Source organism: Zhongshania sp. R06B22 (assembly GCF_040892595.1).
Classification (GTDB): domain Bacteria; phylum Pseudomonadota; class Gammaproteobacteria; order Pseudomonadales; family Spongiibacteraceae; genus Spongiibacter; species Spongiibacter arctica.
Genome location: NZ_JBFRYB010000001.1, coordinates 3386581 through 3401824, shown reverse-complemented (window position 1 = coordinate 3401824; position 15244 = coordinate 3386581). Strand labels below are relative to the sequence as shown.

16 protein-coding genes are annotated in these 15244 nt (G+C 46.2%); 14 read left to right on the top strand and 2 right to left on the bottom strand.

The window, feature by feature from the left end:
• Positions 1 to 142: 142 nt before the first annotated feature.
• Genes AB4875_RS15385 through AB4875_RS15345 form a run of 9 tightly spaced genes read left to right on the top strand, consistent with a single transcriptional unit; the run spans position 143 to position 8664 of the window.
• Positions 143 to 631: a hypothetical protein gene (locus AB4875_RS15385; RefSeq protein WP_368376940.1), complete on the top strand. Its 489-nt coding sequence runs from the start codon at positions 143 to 145 to the stop codon at positions 629 to 631.
• Positions 628 to 2037, top strand: a complete 1410-nt coding sequence (locus AB4875_RS15380; RefSeq protein ID WP_368376939.1) for a hypothetical protein — start codon at positions 628 to 630, stop codon at positions 2035 to 2037. The genes AB4875_RS15385 and AB4875_RS15380 overlap by 4 nt, the downstream gene beginning before the upstream one ends.
• Positions 2034 to 4973: a tetratricopeptide repeat protein gene (locus tag AB4875_RS15375; RefSeq protein WP_368376938.1), complete on the top strand. Its 2940-nt coding sequence runs from the start codon at positions 2034 to 2036 to the stop codon at positions 4971 to 4973. Before AB4875_RS15380 ends, AB4875_RS15375 begins: the two co-directional genes overlap by 4 nt.
• On the top strand, positions 4957 to 5553 hold the full coding sequence (locus AB4875_RS15370; RefSeq protein WP_368376937.1) for a tetratricopeptide repeat protein: 597 nt from the start codon (positions 4957 to 4959) through the stop codon (positions 5551 to 5553). Before AB4875_RS15375 ends, AB4875_RS15370 begins: the two co-directional genes overlap by 17 nt.
• Positions 5550 to 5855 carry a hypothetical protein gene (locus tag AB4875_RS15365; protein ID WP_368376936.1) on the top strand — a complete coding sequence of 102 codons (306 nt, stop codon included), beginning with the start codon at positions 5550 to 5552 and terminating at the stop codon, positions 5853 to 5855. Before AB4875_RS15370 ends, AB4875_RS15365 begins: the two co-directional genes overlap by 4 nt.
• A 51-nt stretch (positions 5856 to 5906) precedes the next feature.
• A complete protein-coding gene (locus tag AB4875_RS15360; RefSeq protein ID WP_368376935.1) occupies positions 5907 to 6554 on the top strand; it encodes a MotA/TolQ/ExbB proton channel family protein in 648 nt (215 codons plus the stop codon).
• A 42-nt stretch (positions 6555 to 6596) separates the two neighbouring features.
• Positions 6597 to 7178 (top strand): ExbD/TolR family protein, encoded by a 582-nt coding sequence (locus tag AB4875_RS15355; protein ID WP_368376934.1) that lies wholly within the window; start codon positions 6597 to 6599, stop codon positions 7176 to 7178.
• A complete protein-coding gene (locus AB4875_RS15350) occupies positions 7175 to 7684 on the top strand; it encodes an ExbD/TolR family protein (RefSeq protein WP_368376933.1) in 510 nt (169 codons plus the stop codon). Before AB4875_RS15355 ends, AB4875_RS15350 begins: the two co-directional genes overlap by 4 nt.
• Complete coding sequence (locus tag AB4875_RS15345) at positions 7681 to 8664, top strand: TonB family protein (RefSeq protein ID WP_368376932.1); 984 nt, start codon at positions 7681 to 7683, stop codon at positions 8662 to 8664. Before AB4875_RS15350 ends, AB4875_RS15345 begins: the two co-directional genes overlap by 4 nt.
• A 288-nt stretch (positions 8665 to 8952) precedes the next feature.
• On the opposite strand, the gene AB4875_RS15340 is transcribed toward AB4875_RS15345, so the two are convergent.
• Positions 8953 to 9582 (bottom strand): hypothetical protein, encoded by a 630-nt coding sequence (locus AB4875_RS15340; RefSeq protein ID WP_368376931.1) that lies wholly within the window; start codon positions 9580 to 9582, stop codon positions 8953 to 8955.
• A gap of 910 nt (positions 9583 to 10492) precedes the next feature.
• On the opposite strand from AB4875_RS15340, the gene AB4875_RS15335 reads away from it, so the two are divergent.
• From AB4875_RS15335 to AB4875_RS15315, 5 genes are all read left to right on the top strand, one after another.
• The gene (locus AB4875_RS15335; protein ID WP_368376930.1) at positions 10493 to 11542 is read left to right on the top strand and encodes a DUF3034 family protein; all 1050 of its coding nucleotides are present in this window, start codon (positions 10493 to 10495) and stop codon (positions 11540 to 11542) included.
• A gap of 40 nt (positions 11543 to 11582) precedes the next feature.
• Positions 11583 to 12047 carry a group I truncated hemoglobin gene (locus AB4875_RS15330; RefSeq protein ID WP_368376929.1) on the top strand — a complete coding sequence of 155 codons (465 nt, stop codon included), beginning with the start codon at positions 11583 to 11585 and terminating at the stop codon, positions 12045 to 12047.
• 18 nt (positions 12048 to 12065) lie between these two features.
• The gene (locus AB4875_RS15325) at positions 12066 to 12662 is read left to right on the top strand and encodes an FMN-binding protein (RefSeq protein ID WP_368376928.1); all 597 of its coding nucleotides are present in this window, start codon (positions 12066 to 12068) and stop codon (positions 12660 to 12662) included.
• 21 nt (positions 12663 to 12683) lie between these two features.
• The gene (locus AB4875_RS15320) at positions 12684 to 13589 is read left to right on the top strand and encodes a PepSY domain-containing protein (protein ID WP_368376927.1); all 906 of its coding nucleotides are present in this window, start codon (positions 12684 to 12686) and stop codon (positions 13587 to 13589) included.
• 80 nt (positions 13590 to 13669) lie between these two features.
• On the top strand, positions 13670 to 14377 hold the full coding sequence (locus AB4875_RS15315) for a cupredoxin domain-containing protein (protein ID WP_368376926.1): 708 nt from the start codon (positions 13670 to 13672) through the stop codon (positions 14375 to 14377).
• Positions 14378 to 14708: 331 nt separating this feature from the next.
• Here AB4875_RS15315 and AB4875_RS15310 read toward each other — a convergent pair whose 3' ends face one another.
• Positions 14709 to 15104, bottom strand: coding sequence for a hypothetical protein (locus AB4875_RS15310; RefSeq protein WP_368376925.1), 396 nt, complete (start codon positions 15102 to 15104; stop codon positions 14709 to 14711).
• Between the last annotated feature and the right edge of the window lie 140 nt (positions 15105 to 15244).

Here is a 15244-nt window from a genome sequence, read left to right as displayed (position 1 = left end):
ATTTCGCGACTAAAAATCCTTGGCGCGCCTCTTGCTAACACTAAGCCGTAGTTCTCTTTTAAGGCGAGTATCAGTAAATTCTGGCGGCGTAGTTATGGTGTGTTTTTCTTTAAGCAAAATACAATTTCTGATGGTGATTATATTGGCTTTTAAGTCGGTATCGTTATTTTCTGATGATTTTGATACGGCGCGTGTAAAGATTGATGCCCTAAACCTGTATGCCAGTATTCAGCATTTAAAGCGTGATGCCGAAACCGTACTTAAGCCTATTCATATTTATGTGGGTAGTCAGACCGATGCCTTTGTTGTGCAGGCTGCAAAAATCCAAATCGACGACAATGCTCCAGTTCGATACGTTTATAGTGAAATGGAGTCGCATGTTCTATTAGAGGGGGGGCTGCATGAAATCGGTAGATTTAATTTGCCCGCGGGTGATCATAGAATCCGGGCGGAGATTGTTGCCCTGGCGAGTAACGCTGGACCCAGTACTAAACGAATTTTCCCCAGTATAGATCAATATGTCAAAGTTGATGATGAAATTCATATAGAACTAAGCTTGCTTAGCGACGGCTTAAAGAAAATGTTAGGTGGCGCCGAGTTGGTCGTGAGCGATTGGCGGCCCAGCTTATGAAATCAGTTATCTTACTTACCCTAATACTGTTGTCTGCAAGTTCGTCAGTGTTGGCTCAAAACGATTCGTCTGGAATAAGTGAAGACCCTCGACTGCGGGCGGCGTATTTCAATGCGCGGACTCATAAACCCTTTGATGCCCTTGCTGCATTTGCCGAAGCGCAGAAGCAGAGCGGCAAATTGGCTATTTCGTCAGAGTTAAAAGTTGCGCTACAAGCTGCAGTCTCTGAATTAAACGTAGATTTAACGGATATTGCTACGCCGTTGGTGTCGCTGATAAAACATGATAGTGGCCAGATGGTTAATGACGCCATCTACGACAATTATAATCTTGGTGTGTCACTCCTCAAATCGAATACACCCTTGGCTGGGGTGGAAGTATTGCGAGAGATTACCGCTGGCGAATATACCGAAATAGATCATATTTTTTTAAAGGATAAGACCAATTTAATATTGGGATACTACCTTGCAGAAACTGGTGATCAGTTCGGTGCAATTGATCATTTTCGTCAAGTTAGACGTTTAAGTATCTACGCCAACAGGGCCTTAGTGGGGTTGGGTTGGGCCATGCTCAGCCCGAATACCACTCTGGAGAAAAGCGCGTCAGAAAGTACTAATGTCTACGATACTTTGGCTGGTGATTATCTCTGGTCGGGATCCGATGATGATATTGCATGGTCGCGCAGAGAGTCGCCGTTTCGTCGAGCTGGGGCCATCGCGAAGGGCGAGAAGGAGGAAGATCTTCTTGCAGCGATGGTACCGTGGATGGAACTGTTAAGCCGCGACACCCTAGATCCCGCGGTGCAGGAAGTCATGTTAATCATTCCTTATGTAATGCTCCACTGGGATGGCCAAGTGGCGAGGTCGGAGCAATATTATATTTCTGCTATCGATCGTCTAAAGCACGCCGACGCTGAGTTGGCATTTATCGAAAAAGATATCCGTAGTGGCGGTCTAGTAAAAAATATTCTTGGGGTCGGAGCACAGGAGAACAATGGCTGGGATATCTGGCTTAGTGATTTAACAGCAAGTAGAACGACGGGTTATTTGAAGCTATTACTCGATGCTCCGGGTTTTCACCAAGCGCTTGCGGAACTTCGCCAGCTAGATCTGATTCATGCTCGCTTAAAATCCGCGATTGACGATACGGTATTGGACGCTAACAGCTCACTTCGCAGCGCCAAGCTGGATGATGCGCGCGCGCTAGCTAGAGCTCTTTTGGCGGAGATAGATAAGCATCGCTCGCATCGCTCAGAAGCACTTGAGAATCTGGCGTTACTGCGAATCGGTGAGTATCGACGCCGGACTGAGGCCTATTCGGCAGAAGCCGAATTTGCCCTGGCTAGAAGTTATGAGCGCCTTCGTAGCCAGTTGCTGGATGTGGTGTGGAGTGAAAACGAATCATGATATTTGATAATCGCTTCAATAAACTCCTCGAGAACTCACCGTTCTATTCGATGAAAATACTATTGCTGCTGATTTTTTGTGTTTCGTGGCAGGCGCAGGCCTCGGTCGATGGTGACAGGCAAACCATTGGCGAGCTTTTGGATAGGAATGCGCAGAACCCGGATCGGCTGATTTTAAGTGCAGCGCCGAAGCAAGAAATTTCAAACATAGAACAAACCATTGATGAAGCGAGACTGGCCGCTATTGAACACTATGAGCGAGTCATTAGTATCAACGCCGCTCCGGCGATAAAAGCCGAAGCTATGCGGCGCGCCGCGGATCTTAGAGTTGAATTTGTAGATGCGCAACTTGCAGAATCTGACGATGTCGTCAGCAAGGAGAATGAGCTTAGGCGAGAATTGCAGGCCGCAAGCCAGTTATATTCCCGACTACTTAAAGAGTACCCAGATTATAGAGCGGCCGACTTGGTGTTGTACCAGCTAGCAAGAGCCTATGATTTAAGTGACCACGATGATCGTGCTATCGATTCCCTAAGGCGTTTGGCCCTTGAATATCCGCAGTCAAAGCGGCTTAGGGAGTCCTCCTTTAGGGCCGCTGAAATGCTGTATCTGCGTAAGCGCTACGGTGAAGCGGTGGTGGAGTATAGACGTATTACCGAAGGTGATTCAGCTAAGGAATATTGGTGGTTAGCGCAGTATAAACTGGCGTGGACTTATTACCAGTTAGATGAATATAGTGACTCAGTGACGACCTTTTCAAAAATTCTAGATGAGTTGAATATCGATACAGAGATTAGCAGTCTTGATGAAATTCTGGTTTTTGCACCTGAGAACAAAGCTGAGCTAGTCCGCGATGCGGTTCGGGGCATGAGCAAGGCCTTTTCAAAGTATGCGGCGATAGACGGCATTAATAACTATTTTGCTCACGCCGACGATAGCGAACAATATCAATACTACTACCCGGTGATTTATCGCACACTCGCCGCCATATTTGCAGGTGAAAAACGTTACACCGACGCGGCCAGTGTTTATGAATCATTTGCTAGCCTGCATCCTGCGCACGCCTTAGCGCAGTCCTTCAGTGAATTGGCAATAGATTCTTATCTCGATGGTGGCTTTAAGGATTTAGCGGTTGCCGGCCAAGAGCAATATCTACTTAGCTATGGCCCGGAGACTCCGGTTTGGCAGGACGAAACTACCCCTGATAGTCATCGGCTGCGAATACGCAGTTATATGAATGACATCGCGACCTTCCGGCATGCCCAAGCCCAACAATTGGCAGAAGACGGCGCAGCCGGTGCTAAGCAGCATTTTTCAAAGGTTGCTGATCGCTATCTGGCGATTATTACGGCCTTCCCCGAGGATCAAGAGATCCAGAGTCTACTTGGTCACTATGCTGATTCACTGTACGAGGCTGAGCGATTTAATGAGGCTGCTCTTCAATATGGAAAGTTGGCTTATCAGTATAAAGACTCGCTAAGTGCCGGTGATTCTGCTTTGGCGCAAGTAAAGTCGTATCGTCAGTGGTATGAAAGTTTGAAGAGGGAGCGCGCATCCGAGCAGAGCATCAGCGAGGCACATGCTCAGGTGTTTGATGCAATATCCTTGCTTGCCAGCCGTTTTCCAGATCACCCCCAGCGCTCGTTTGTGCTGCTTGCTGCCGCTGAAGATTACTATGAACTAAGACGTTTTGACGCGGTGATCGAGATTTGTCTGCCGCTCTTTGAAGATGGTAAATGGACTGATGAGGAGTTGCATACAAAGGCGCTTGGTCTGCTAGCGGACAGCTATTTCTTGAGTAGTGACTTCTCGAATTCCGAAACATTCTACACCGCTTTGGTGCCTCGCCTAGGCGACGAAGACAGGGAATTGAAAACCGTCGCTCAGAGTCGCCTGGCAATATCCGTATATCGCCAAGCAGAGCTTGCGAGAACAGAGGGCAAGGCTAGGCTCGCGGCTGTTTTATTTCAGCGATCAGCAAGCTTGTCAGCAGATAGGAGCTTAGTGGCTGAGGCGACTTACAATGCTGCAGGGCAATTATTTGAAGTCAGTGACTGGGCTCAAAGCGCGCAAGTTTTAGAGCGTTTCACTACTGAATTTATTGAACACAGTATGATTATTGACGCCGATAAAATGTTGGCAACGGCTTATCAAAAATCGGCAAGGCCAGGGCGCGCGGCAAAAGTGTATGAGCGACTCGCAGGGCGGACTGCAGCATCTGCAGATCTGCGCAGAACGGCGCAGCTAACAGCTGGCAATCTGTATATCTCGGCTGGCCTGCGTCGTGATGGAGAAAGAGTCCTAAAGGTCTATTTACATAGTTATCCGCTGCCGCTGGAGGATGCCCAAAAGACGCGCTTACTTCTTGCTGAGTTATATCCAATAAATTCGGAAAGCCAGTTTATATGGTTACGCGCCCTTATCGTAGCTGACGAGGTGGCGGGCGGAGACAACGAGAGTTCGCAGTTGATGGCTGCAGATGCCAGTTTTAAATTGGCGATGGCGGATGTGCGTACAGCGAACAGTATTTCTTTGTCACTGCCTATTGATAAGAGCTTGCCGCGCAGACGGGCGGCAATGGAAAAAGCGATTGGCTCGCTGGCGAAATCTGCGTCTTTCGGTTTTTCAGACATTACAACATCGGCTAATTATGAGCTGGGAGAATTGTACCGCCATTTTGCAAGCGCTTTACTTGAGTCTGAAGTGCCTAAAAAATTGGACGGTGATGTACTTGAGCAATACATGATTTTATTGGAAGAGCAGGCTTATCCCTTTGAAGAAAAAGCCATCGCGGAATACGAGTCAAATATGGCGCTGGTGAAGCAGGGTGTGTGGACCTCAGGCGTACGTAATAGCTTAATGGCATTAGCAAAATTGGCGCCCGCAAAATATGGCAAACAGCCTCAGCTTGAGAAAGTTTATGATTCCCTATTTTAAAATTATCTGCATTGTATGCCTATCTACTTTACTGCTTGCTTGCGCAAGTACCGAGTCGCAGCTGGGGCACGATCAGTCGAAACCACGGTACTCGGCAGAGTTCAAGCGTGCGATAGCCGCGATGCAGGCCGGTGACTTTGAAACGGCAAAAACAGCGCTAGAGTCCATTACCGAAAGCGCCCCAAATTACACTGGGCCTTGGACCAATCTCGGTATTATCTATGCTGGACAGCGCGATTATGTGGCGGCCGAACGCTACTTTAGTGAGGCGCTAAAGCGCCGCCCCAAAAATACCATCGCAATGAACTGGATGGGATATCTGAGTTCCGTGAAAAAAGACTATAAGTCCGCTTCTGCGTGGTATTTGCGGGCAATCGAAATCGATCCCGCATACTCCGACGCGCATTTGAATCTCGCGATGCTGTATGAGTCAAGTATGCGTCGACCTAAAGAGGCGCTCGAACATTATCGAATTTACCAGTCGCAAACAAATGCAGAAAATACCTTGGTGAGTGCCTGGATCCGCAATCTTGAAGAAAGTATTAATTATGTCGCTTCAAATAGTGAGGTCGATAGATGAGAGATGCTTTGCTTGTCATCGCTTTGATGTTCATCACGTCTACAGCGGTCGCTAATGATGACAGCCATACCATTACTAAAGATGTCGTGATGGGTATGACGGTTCATGGTGATGCTGCGGCAGCGGTAGGTTTATACCTTATGCCATGGAGCAATGAGCAAGCGAGCGATATTGATCGCCCGCCGCGACTCTTAAGCGAAAATTTTGAAGCTGTGGATCCGGTGAAATTCAAGCTTAAGTCAGAATGGCACCAAGCACGGCGGGACTACAAAATATGGCGCTTGCAAAGAAATAACTGGTAAGGGCTTGTAAATGAATGAACGTATTATTGTGATTATCGATGAGGAATGTATATGGATGCCATAAGTAGTTTTGTTATGTTTTTTAATGATGGCGGACCCTTCATGTATCCCATTGCTCTGGTGCTCGCCTTGTCTATAGCGATTAGCATTGAGCGCTTTATTTTTCTGGGTAAATCACTTAGAGAAAATCGCCGTTTGTGGGCCAGGGTGTCTCCCTTGCTTGCCAGTAGCGATTTGGCTGAAGCTAAGCTAGTGGTTAGTGGATCGAAAATTGCTGTTGCTCGGATTTTAAGCGAAGGCTTGGAGCGAGTAAGCACGGCGAGGCGACGCAGCGACTTAGAAATAGCAACCGAAGATAGCCTCATGTCAATATTACCGGCCATTGAACGCAGAACGCATTATTTGGCCACATTTTCAAATGTTGCCACCTTGTTAGGATTGCTTGGCACGGTATTGGGTTTGATTGGTGCCTTCGGTGCCTTGGGTAATGTGGATCCCGTTGAAAAAGCAAACTTACTTTCGGCGGGCATTTCTGAGGCGATGAGTTCTACGGCCTTTGGTCTAATAGTCGCTATCCCCAGTTTGTTTGCTCATGCGTATTTACAGACTCAGGCTGAGGAGGTGGTAAATACCTTGGAATCAGCGTGCGCAAGATTTGTGTCACTGCTTAGTAGTGGCGACGCGGTAAATTTTAAGTAGTTTAGTTAACTTGGTTTTTAGGTATATGTTAAGGAGCTTGCTGTGACGTCATTATTTCAAGCTGAAGCGGATTTTGAAGAGCTCGATAATCGGCACTCACATCGGTCCCGTCGGATGAAAAGAAAATTGAAAGCATCTGCTCACAGCGACCTTAATATCGTTTCAATGATCGATATATTTGCGGTGCTAGTGTTTTTTCTACTAGTGGGCTCATCAATTTCAGCCACTAAACTTAGCACCTTAAATTTGACAATTCCGCTAGGCAGTAATACTCCGGTCGCCGCGACCGATAACTTTCAGCTGACGGTGAGTTTGTTTGAAGACCAGGTGCTGATCGCTCAAGGAGAAACTCAAAGCCGTTTTTCTCATGTGGATGGACAAGTGGATGCGGCGTCGTTGACTGAGCTGTTAGTTTCAATTAAGGCCAGCTATCCGACGGAAGAACGGGTGACTTTGCTAGTGGAAGACGCCGTGCCGTACGAGCAGATAATACGTGTGATGGATAGTATAAGAATGTATCCGTCGGTGGGAGTTGCCGAGACCGAAGCTCGCCTTTTTCCCGCTATTTCCATGGGCGACATTGCCGCCCAAAATTTTAATAATGACGGTAGGGGTGAAAAATGAGTACTACCGCTAGCGATAGACGTACCCTGCGTAAGCTTAAACAGGCTAAGCGACAGGTATCAATTAATGTCGTGTCGCTGATAGATATATTTGCGATTCTGGTTTGTTACCTTCTTGTTAATGCGCTAGTTGTAGAGGTTATCCCGGAGTATCAGAACTTAAAATTGCCAGATTCCATATCGCAAGAAAAAGCTAAGCGGACAGTGGCGGTTGCTATAAGTGATAGAAGTATATTAGTCGATGATATTGTTGTTATGAGCGTTGAGGCCGCCTTGTCTGAAGATACCCGAACCCTCGCATCATTGGCGACAATACTTAATTCCCGGATGAGTGAAACTGATAGAGATTTTAGTCAGAGTGAGGCGCCAATGTTGGATGTCAATATTGTTGCCGATCACAAAACGCCGTATCACTTATTAAAGAAGGTGCTTGCGACCTGTGTGGAGGCCAAGTTTGGGAAGGTGTCCTTGGCTGTGAGGGCGCTAGAGCGAGGTGCTGCTCAATGAATATTGTAGAAAAACAGCCAGTATTAGGCTTTGATTATTGGGGGATCCATTCCGACGCGGAGAGGCGGTTTCGCAAGATCCTGCTAAATGTTCTGGGGTTTACCTGCTTACTGTTTATTGGCTTGCCATTTTGGGTGGTCGATCCGCTTAGTGATATCGAAAAAATACAGCCTGAGGAGTACTATCTCGAAATTATACCGCCAGCGCCTGTCCCTGCGGCAGTGGTAAAACCCAAAGTGGCCGTTAAACCAGCAGCACCTAAAAAACCGATAGAGGTGGTGAAGGAGATAGCGCCGACTGTTAGCCCAGTGGCCGATGTTATTCCAGAGCGTGTAGATCAGGAGAGAAATATTGCCGCCGCTAAGAAAGTGGCTGCCGCTAGCGGCGTATTGGCTTTTAGTGAACAGCTGGCCATGTTGCGCGACACCGAGACTCAAACATTGGTATCTGGCAAACCGCTGCGTGACAGAGGACGCGTCATGGATGACCTACCATCTACCGCGGCTAATGTGTTGAGTACTAATACCCGTGGGACAAATGCAGATATCGTTAGTGGCGAGAATGTAAGCGATAAGGGGAGCAAGATAGATATCGGCAGTCATAGTACGCAAAAAATCGCTGTTGCCAATGGTGCTATGCAAAATCTCTCATCGAGCGCGAGTAGTGCTGCCGCCGGTGTGCCGCAATTACGAAGCTTAGAAGAAGTCCAGCTGGCATTTGATAGAAGTAAAAGCGCATTTTATGCGATATTTAATCGCGCGGCGCGAAAAGACTCTACTATCGGTGCGGGTACTGTTGTTGTTTCCTTGACCATACAGCCCGATGGCAGTGTTAGTGACGCTTCAGTAGTTTCATCAAGCTTTTTTAACCCTGAGCTCAAATCTAAACTTCTACAGCGTGTTAAACAGATAAAATTTGAAAGCAGGTCCGTTCCCGTTTTTGTCTATGATAATTATCCGATCAGCTATGTTCCTAGGTAATTATTTTCAGGGTATCTTGCTTCCTTGATAAGTAATTAAGCAAGGGATTTCAGGCGTCTAGTTTTTCAAATTACATTAAGCCAATTTTTAAGCCTGCCTAATGAGATTCGAGTGTCTTGAGGCTCAACTGTGATTGCTGATATTGAACGATGGTGGTCAGCTAGGGATGAAAGTAACGAGGCTTAAAGAAGAAGTGTCTAAGGGTAAAAAGCGAAGCTAGCGTTTTGCCTCTTCAAAGTAAAAGGCAACTGTTGATAGCTAGCTCCGCGAATAGCAAACTATTGAAAATTAAATGATCCCGGCCGGTACAACGCCACCAAGAAGTGGAATGATTGTGCTGTTAGTAAGGTCAAGTACTACTGGGAGAATGCCGCCGAGTAAGTCGCCAGTCGGTAGCGAAGAGGCGCTGCCCGACGCGGTTACACCATCAAGTACAGGAACAGCTTGACCTACTACTTGTATTACCACCGGGAGTCCAGAACTTACCACCGAGCCTAGTAGATCACTAGTCACAGGAGTTAAGCCGCCAAGCAGTTGATTGCCGCCGAGCAAGCCGTTGACTAGCGGTAGTACTGTCTGATCAACAAGATCTAGTACCTGAGGAAGCACTTCGCCGACCACAGAGGTAAGTGATGTAAGGCCCGATCCGCCTGATAGTGATGGCAGTCCGCCGAGTCCGTCTAGTGGAATAATAGTAGTTAGGCCCGATCCGCCAGCGGGTAGTGATAGGCCACCTAATCCGTCAAGTGAAAGAATGGAAGTTAGGCCTCCTAGTCCTGCTCCGCCAGCAGGTAGAGAAAGGCTGCCCAATCCGTCAAGTGGAAGAACAGCAAGTAAGCCGGTGAGCTGATTTTGCGAGTGTGCATGGCCAGCTGCAGATAGCGCTGCGCTGAGTAATATTACGTTTAAAGGCTTCATTATAACTCCTGGGTAAATAGACTTTTGATGTGGTGATTTTTTAATTCTCTTTATTAATAGCAATTAAAGTGCCAAATAAGTTTGGGTCAAATGGAAAACGTTTTTCTCAAGTAAATTGAATATTTGACGCATTTTTGCGCAATAAATGAGGTGTTAGTTTGCGAGTGGTGCATAAATATTATGTTGTGCTTCTGCTTTGTGCACAAATATTAAAGTAGTGCCGAGAGGCGAGGTATTGTTATGGTGCCATATCTACTTATTGGCACCATAATGGCTATTTATAATAATGCACTGGTAATATTTGGTATGCGGAAAATGCTGTTCCGGAATTATGTCCGATATTTTCTGTCAAACATTGCCAGGCGTTAATGTGTACTACCGGTTTTGATGTTTTTGATGTTTTTAGTGTTGGAATTTTTTTTTGTGCTCAGTCTTGGTGCGACGGAGTGTTTTTGTAATGGTAATTTTTGGCTGCATAAGTGTGCAGTAGAGATTGATGGGTAAATTTTATAGCGTTGAGAAAATAAAATTTCCGCACTGAAATTTTACACCGTCAAAAGATATTGGTTCCATAATATGACCAGTCATTAATTTTGATGTGAATATCGCCCCAGAATAAGGCAATACTCGAATTTTCGGTGGCTGTTGTCCGCACCAAGTTTGCACACCATTTTTCTCGATCTCCCTTCCTTGTTCAGCCTGTTTATATATGGCACACCCGTTGCAAGTTGTTTTGTGCACCCTTAAAAAGACGGATTTCGTGTTTTGATTTTTGATGAGGTTTTCACATTTCGATTCTTATTAGTCGATAGCAAAATGTCATTACAAATTTTCAGGGCACAGAATTTTCGCGAAAACGCGGGGCATTTATTTATGCATTGTGGTTTGTCTATTGATTAGGAGCATCAAAATGGAAGAAGCAAAGAGAAGTAAGTTTCCTGTAGGTAAAGGAGCGGCATTAGCCCTAGCAATGTTCGCGAGCAGTATCTCTCACGGAAGCTGGTACGACGACGGTAAGGTTCTGGCAACAGGTGGCGTAAGCATGATTGATGGTGCCGGTGGTGGTGGTATTACACCTTGGGCAACGATCACGGGTTACGGAACTGATCAAGGCGTTAACGGTAATATTCATTATACCTACGCGCCGCTGGCTAACTATACCCTTCACTCTATTGGTGCGGCGGTGGGTTTCTGGGATCGTTTTGAATTGTCTTATACCAAAAGCTCATTAACTACCAATTCAACGTTTGACACGGTTGGTCTGGTTTTTGACACCGTTGGCGGTGCAACTGGCGCATTGGCGGGAACGCCTATTAATACAGGTATTGAACCATTCAATACGACCATTGAAATGGACATCATTGGCGCTAAGGTTCGGGTATGGGGTGAAGCAATTTATGACTCCGATAGCCTTATGCCTCAGATCGCAGTTGGTGGTTTCTATAAAGACAACAAGAACGAAGACTTGTTGAGAACCCTGGGCGCTGATAAGAGCAAGGATTGGGAAGCGTATATAGCTGCTACCAAGATCTTCTTCCCTATCAATACCTTGATTAACATTACGGCTCGATATACCGCGGCTAACCAAACTGGCTTGGTTGGTTTTGGTGGGCCAAATGGCAGTGATAAAGAAATTCGTCCGGAAGTGTCTTTAGCGTACTTGCTGCGTAAGGATACGGTAATTGGTGTTGAGTGGGCTAAACACGGTGACAATTTAGACGGCCAAGGTGTGACCGCGGCCGGTTTAGATTTGACCCAGTTGCAGGGCACTCTTGAGACTTTAGGTCTGGGCGCTTTATCGGGAACTTTAACGCAGAAAGAAAGCGACTGGTACGATGCTTTTGTTGCTTATTTCCCAAGTAAAAACCTTTCTATAACGGCGGCATATGCGATGTTAGGTAACATCACACTGACTCCTGATCAGCATGGTTTTTACCTGTCTATACAAGCTAGTTTCTAATTGTAATTAAGACATATTAATTGAATATCAGGAGAGAATTATGAAACAGATATTTCGCACTATCGCTATAGCCTTTATGTTGAGCGTGGCTGCAGCACCCAGTTTTTCTCAAACGGGTAAAACACCAACCTACCCGCCGATCGATAGCGATGCTCTCGAGCAGTTTGGCGGTCCGGAAGGCGTTCGCCTTTGGGTAGAAAACCTATTTCATTTCATCATGCTGGATAACCGTATCAACAAGATATTTCGTGAGTACGGCAACATCGAAAGACAGATGTACCTAAATACTCAGCTTTTACAGTTAGTACTTGGCGGTAATGATCAGGAGTACCAAGGAGCTAGTATGGCTGCTGCACATGCTGACCTAGGTATTACGGTAACTCAGTTCAATGCCGTTGTTGAAGCAGCTTACAATGCTTGTGATCGCACTAACTTAACGTATGAAGCTTGTAACTTAATGATTGCTGGTTTGGCTCCTTATAAGCACGCTATTGTGACTCGTTAATTTACATTAGGAGATCGCATGCTTTATCAATACGACAAAGCGGGCGAGGCGGCATCGAAAGATGCCGCTGTTTTAGCCCCAAATCATCGCTATATAGCGATATTTATTTTTCTGGTGTTGGGCTTAATTTGCTCAACTACCGTCAAGGCATTTGAACTTTATAAAACGTTTCAAACGCCAGAGGTATTTTTGGCTGATGTATTTAAGGCTAACGTGCCGGCGCCAAAAATGTTGATGTTGAATAGCGAGTCGCAGAGAGAAATTTCGAAGGTTTTTAAGCGTTCTTTCCCACAGCAACGTGTTCGCTACTGGGAGGATGGTGATAGAACTGTTTGGATTTTTGATGACATTGGTAAGGAGGGATACGTACCAACAACCTGTGGTTTTATTATAAATAACGGCGTTGTTGATTATTCGAAGGTTTTAATTTATCGAGAATCTAGAGGTGAACAAGTTGCCGAGCCATCTTTCTTGAATCAGATTAATGGTTCAAAAGCGGCAGGTAACACATTGGATAAGCCGATTGATAATATTACTGGCGCGACTGTGTCGGTAGATATGATGAAGCGTATGGCGCGGACGGCAATCACGTTAGATTCTTTAAGCAAGAAATAATTTAGTTTTTACGGAGATACTATGCGTGATCAAAATGCGCTTTTAGCAGGCGAGTTACAAGAATCTACGGCACATGTCGCTGTTGATGCTTCGGTTAAACGCAAGGCGTCAGTTAAAGCGCTCAAGAAACCGAAGAAGCCTGCTGGGGGGAAGCCAAAGCTCAATGTTTCGATGTTCTTGCGTACATGGCATCAGCGCCTGGGTTTATTTGCCTTTGTTTTTATGGGTTGGCTTGGCTTTAGCGGTATTCTTTTGAATCAAAGCGTTAGTATGGGCTTGGATGCTTTTCGTGTTGATACCGCTGCGGTGATGTCCTTATACGGTTTGTATCCTGAAGTGCCTAGTGTTGGATATAGTTCTGGTGATCATTGGCTGGTAACGACGACTGAAAACACTGTGTTGAACGATATTTCCCTAGAACAACATATTCCGTCGCCACTGGGTTTTGTCGATGTGAAAACAGGCGCCGGTGAAACCTTGTATGTTGCGACCAGCGACAAGTTGACATTGCTGTCACCCGAAGGTGCTGTGATTGAAGAGCAGAGCGGCTATATGTTGCCAACGGGACATATTCGCGGTCTGGGTTTGTTGGAGCGCGACGGTACATCTTATTTAGCCTTGCAAGGTGAAAACACCTATATCACCAGCGATGGCCTTAGCTGGAATGAATTAGATGACTCTGGCCAAGTGGCCTGGTCGGCGCTTGCGGATTTACCCGAAGATGTAAAGGTGGATGTTGAACCCTTTTCTCATCCTACTGTGGCCTTAGAGCAGGTATTGATAGATTTACATAGCGGTCGCCTGTTTGGCACGTTTGGAGCGCAGTTGATCAACTTGGTCGGTGTTGCTGCAGTATTGCTGTCGATATCTGGTGTGTGGATGACCTGGCGCACGAGTCGCATGCGCAAGGCACGTCAGAAGAAGTAATTTATTAGTTACTAAATGTTATTTTTCATGATGTTCTTGCGACTATTGTGTTTGCCTAGGATTTCATGTTGGAGGAATTTATGAAAGTGTATGCATGCATCTACACCTTGCTGGCTGCTATGACCATGATTCTTGGCGCGGTAATTTCGTCTGATGTGTTGGCTGAAGCGGAGCCGGTGAAAGTCGATATTAAGGGCTATAAATTTGGTCCTAAGGAAGTAACCGTTAAACCTGGTCAAGCTGTGACGTGGAAAAATTTGGATAGCGCTAGCCACACGGTTCTAGTCGATGGCAAAGAGAGCCGGCGAATGATGAAGGGTGCTGATTTCAAGCACATGTTTTCAACGCCGGGAAGTTATCCCTATCAATGTGGTCTGCATTCCTCTATGAAAGGTGTGATTAATGTCGTTGGTGCTGATGGCGCTAAGGGCAGTGCTGCGCATGCAGGACACTCCGCTGGCATGGCAATGTCTGCAGCGGCTGCGCCAAAAAAGGCGGCTGCCACTGAAAAAATGCCGCATGCGGATCCCACTGAGAAAGCCGGGAATGTAGTTTCTATTGTCGATTTTATGCGCTTCACTCCGGCGGTACTTACGGTGAAAGCTGGTACGACGGTCGTCTTTGAGAATCATGATGGCTCAAATCATATTGTTTTAATCGGTACTGTTCGCAGTCCTCGTCTTCGCCACGATTCTAGCTGGTCATATAAGTTCGATAAACCAGGGGAGTATGGATATATTTGCTCCATACATGGCGATAGGATGTCGGGAAAAATTATTGTAATTTGATCAGATTTTTAATTTCCCTTACCTTTGCCGCTGATTTGCACTCACGTGCTTATCGAGCGGCTTTTTTTTTATAATTATCCTGTGATTAAGCTAATTCAGCGTATTGAGAATAAGTTGCTGGATAGCTAAATAGAAGGCAGCTTTTACCTCATTAGCGATAGGTCATAGTCTTTTGTGCATAGCAATACCGGCGACTGTTAAGGGTGGGTGCTATTGAAGGCTGTATGCTGTTTTTCTTGGGAGGGGGTAAATGCTGAAATGCGACGGCGCAAGCTGGTCGTAGAGCTTAACAGCTACCAGCTAGCGCCGTAATAGTTATAGGGTTGGGGATTTAAAACACTTCGCCTTCCATAGATCCGCCCAGTAGTGGGATTACGGCCGCGTTTGTAATATCAAGAAGCACCGGTGTCAGGCCGCCAAGTTGCAGTGCTTCGCCATCACCCGTTAGTTCGTCGATCAGTGGAATCACTACATCTAAGGCTTGTACTGGAACTGGTAAAACAGTGTTCAGCGTTGTATTTAGGGTGTCGCTGACTTGAGCTACGATGCCGCCGATAAGCTCATTGTCACCGATCAGGCCGTTTACCACTGGGAGTACAGTCTGGCTGGCAATGCCGGTTACCTGAGGAAGAAGGCCTCCCAATAGCCCAGCAGATTGAGCTTGAGAGTGTGCATGGCTTGCCGCAGATAGCGCAGTACTTAGTAGTATGATCTTTAAATGTTTCATTACAGCTCCTGAAATAAGCGTCTGTCTAAATGAGCAGGTGTTATTACCCGCGATAGATAAGTTTTATGTCGGCAACACAAGAATGTGCTGGCAGCATGAGATTTTGTAGGTGGAATGATATCTGTATCCCGATTTTGCTT

Bases quoted from the DNA above. Each gene is read 5' to 3' on its own strand.
- AB4875_RS15380 (WP_368376939.1), top strand. From the start codon at position 628: ATGAAATCAGTTATCTTACTTACCCTAATACTGTTGTCTGCAAGTTCG.
- AB4875_RS15375 (WP_368376938.1), top strand. From the start codon at position 2,034: ATGATATTTGATAATCGCTTCAATAAACTCCTCGAGAACTCACCGTTC.
- AB4875_RS15370 (WP_368376937.1), top strand. From the start codon at position 4,957: ATGATTCCCTATTTTAAAATTATCTGCATTGTATGCCTATCTACTTTA.
- AB4875_RS15365 (WP_368376936.1), top strand. From the start codon at position 5,550: ATGAGAGATGCTTTGCTTGTCATCGCTTTGATGTTCATCACGTCTACA.
- AB4875_RS15360 (WP_368376935.1), top strand. From the start codon at position 5,907: ATGGATGCCATAAGTAGTTTTGTTATGTTTTTTAATGATGGCGGACCC.
- AB4875_RS15350 (WP_368376933.1), top strand. From the start codon at position 7,175: ATGAGTACTACCGCTAGCGATAGACGTACCCTGCGTAAGCTTAAACAG.
- AB4875_RS15345 (WP_368376932.1), top strand. From the start codon at position 7,681: ATGAATATTGTAGAAAAACAGCCAGTATTAGGCTTTGATTATTGGGGG.
- AB4875_RS15340 (WP_368376931.1), bottom strand. From the start codon at position 9,582: ATGAAGCCTTTAAACGTAATATTACTCAGCGCAGCGCTATCTGCAGCT.
- AB4875_RS15335 (WP_368376930.1), top strand. From the start codon at position 10,493: ATGGAAGAAGCAAAGAGAAGTAAGTTTCCTGTAGGTAAAGGAGCGGCA.
- AB4875_RS15330 (WP_368376929.1), top strand. From the start codon at position 11,583: ATGAAACAGATATTTCGCACTATCGCTATAGCCTTTATGTTGAGCGTG.
- AB4875_RS15325 (WP_368376928.1), top strand. From the start codon at position 12,066: ATGCTTTATCAATACGACAAAGCGGGCGAGGCGGCATCGAAAGATGCC.
- AB4875_RS15320 (WP_368376927.1), top strand. From the start codon at position 12,684: ATGCGTGATCAAAATGCGCTTTTAGCAGGCGAGTTACAAGAATCTACG.
- AB4875_RS15315 (WP_368376926.1), top strand. From the start codon at position 13,670: ATGAAAGTGTATGCATGCATCTACACCTTGCTGGCTGCTATGACCATG.
- AB4875_RS15310 (WP_368376925.1), bottom strand. From the start codon at position 15,104: ATGAAACATTTAAAGATCATACTACTAAGTACTGCGCTATCTGCGGCA.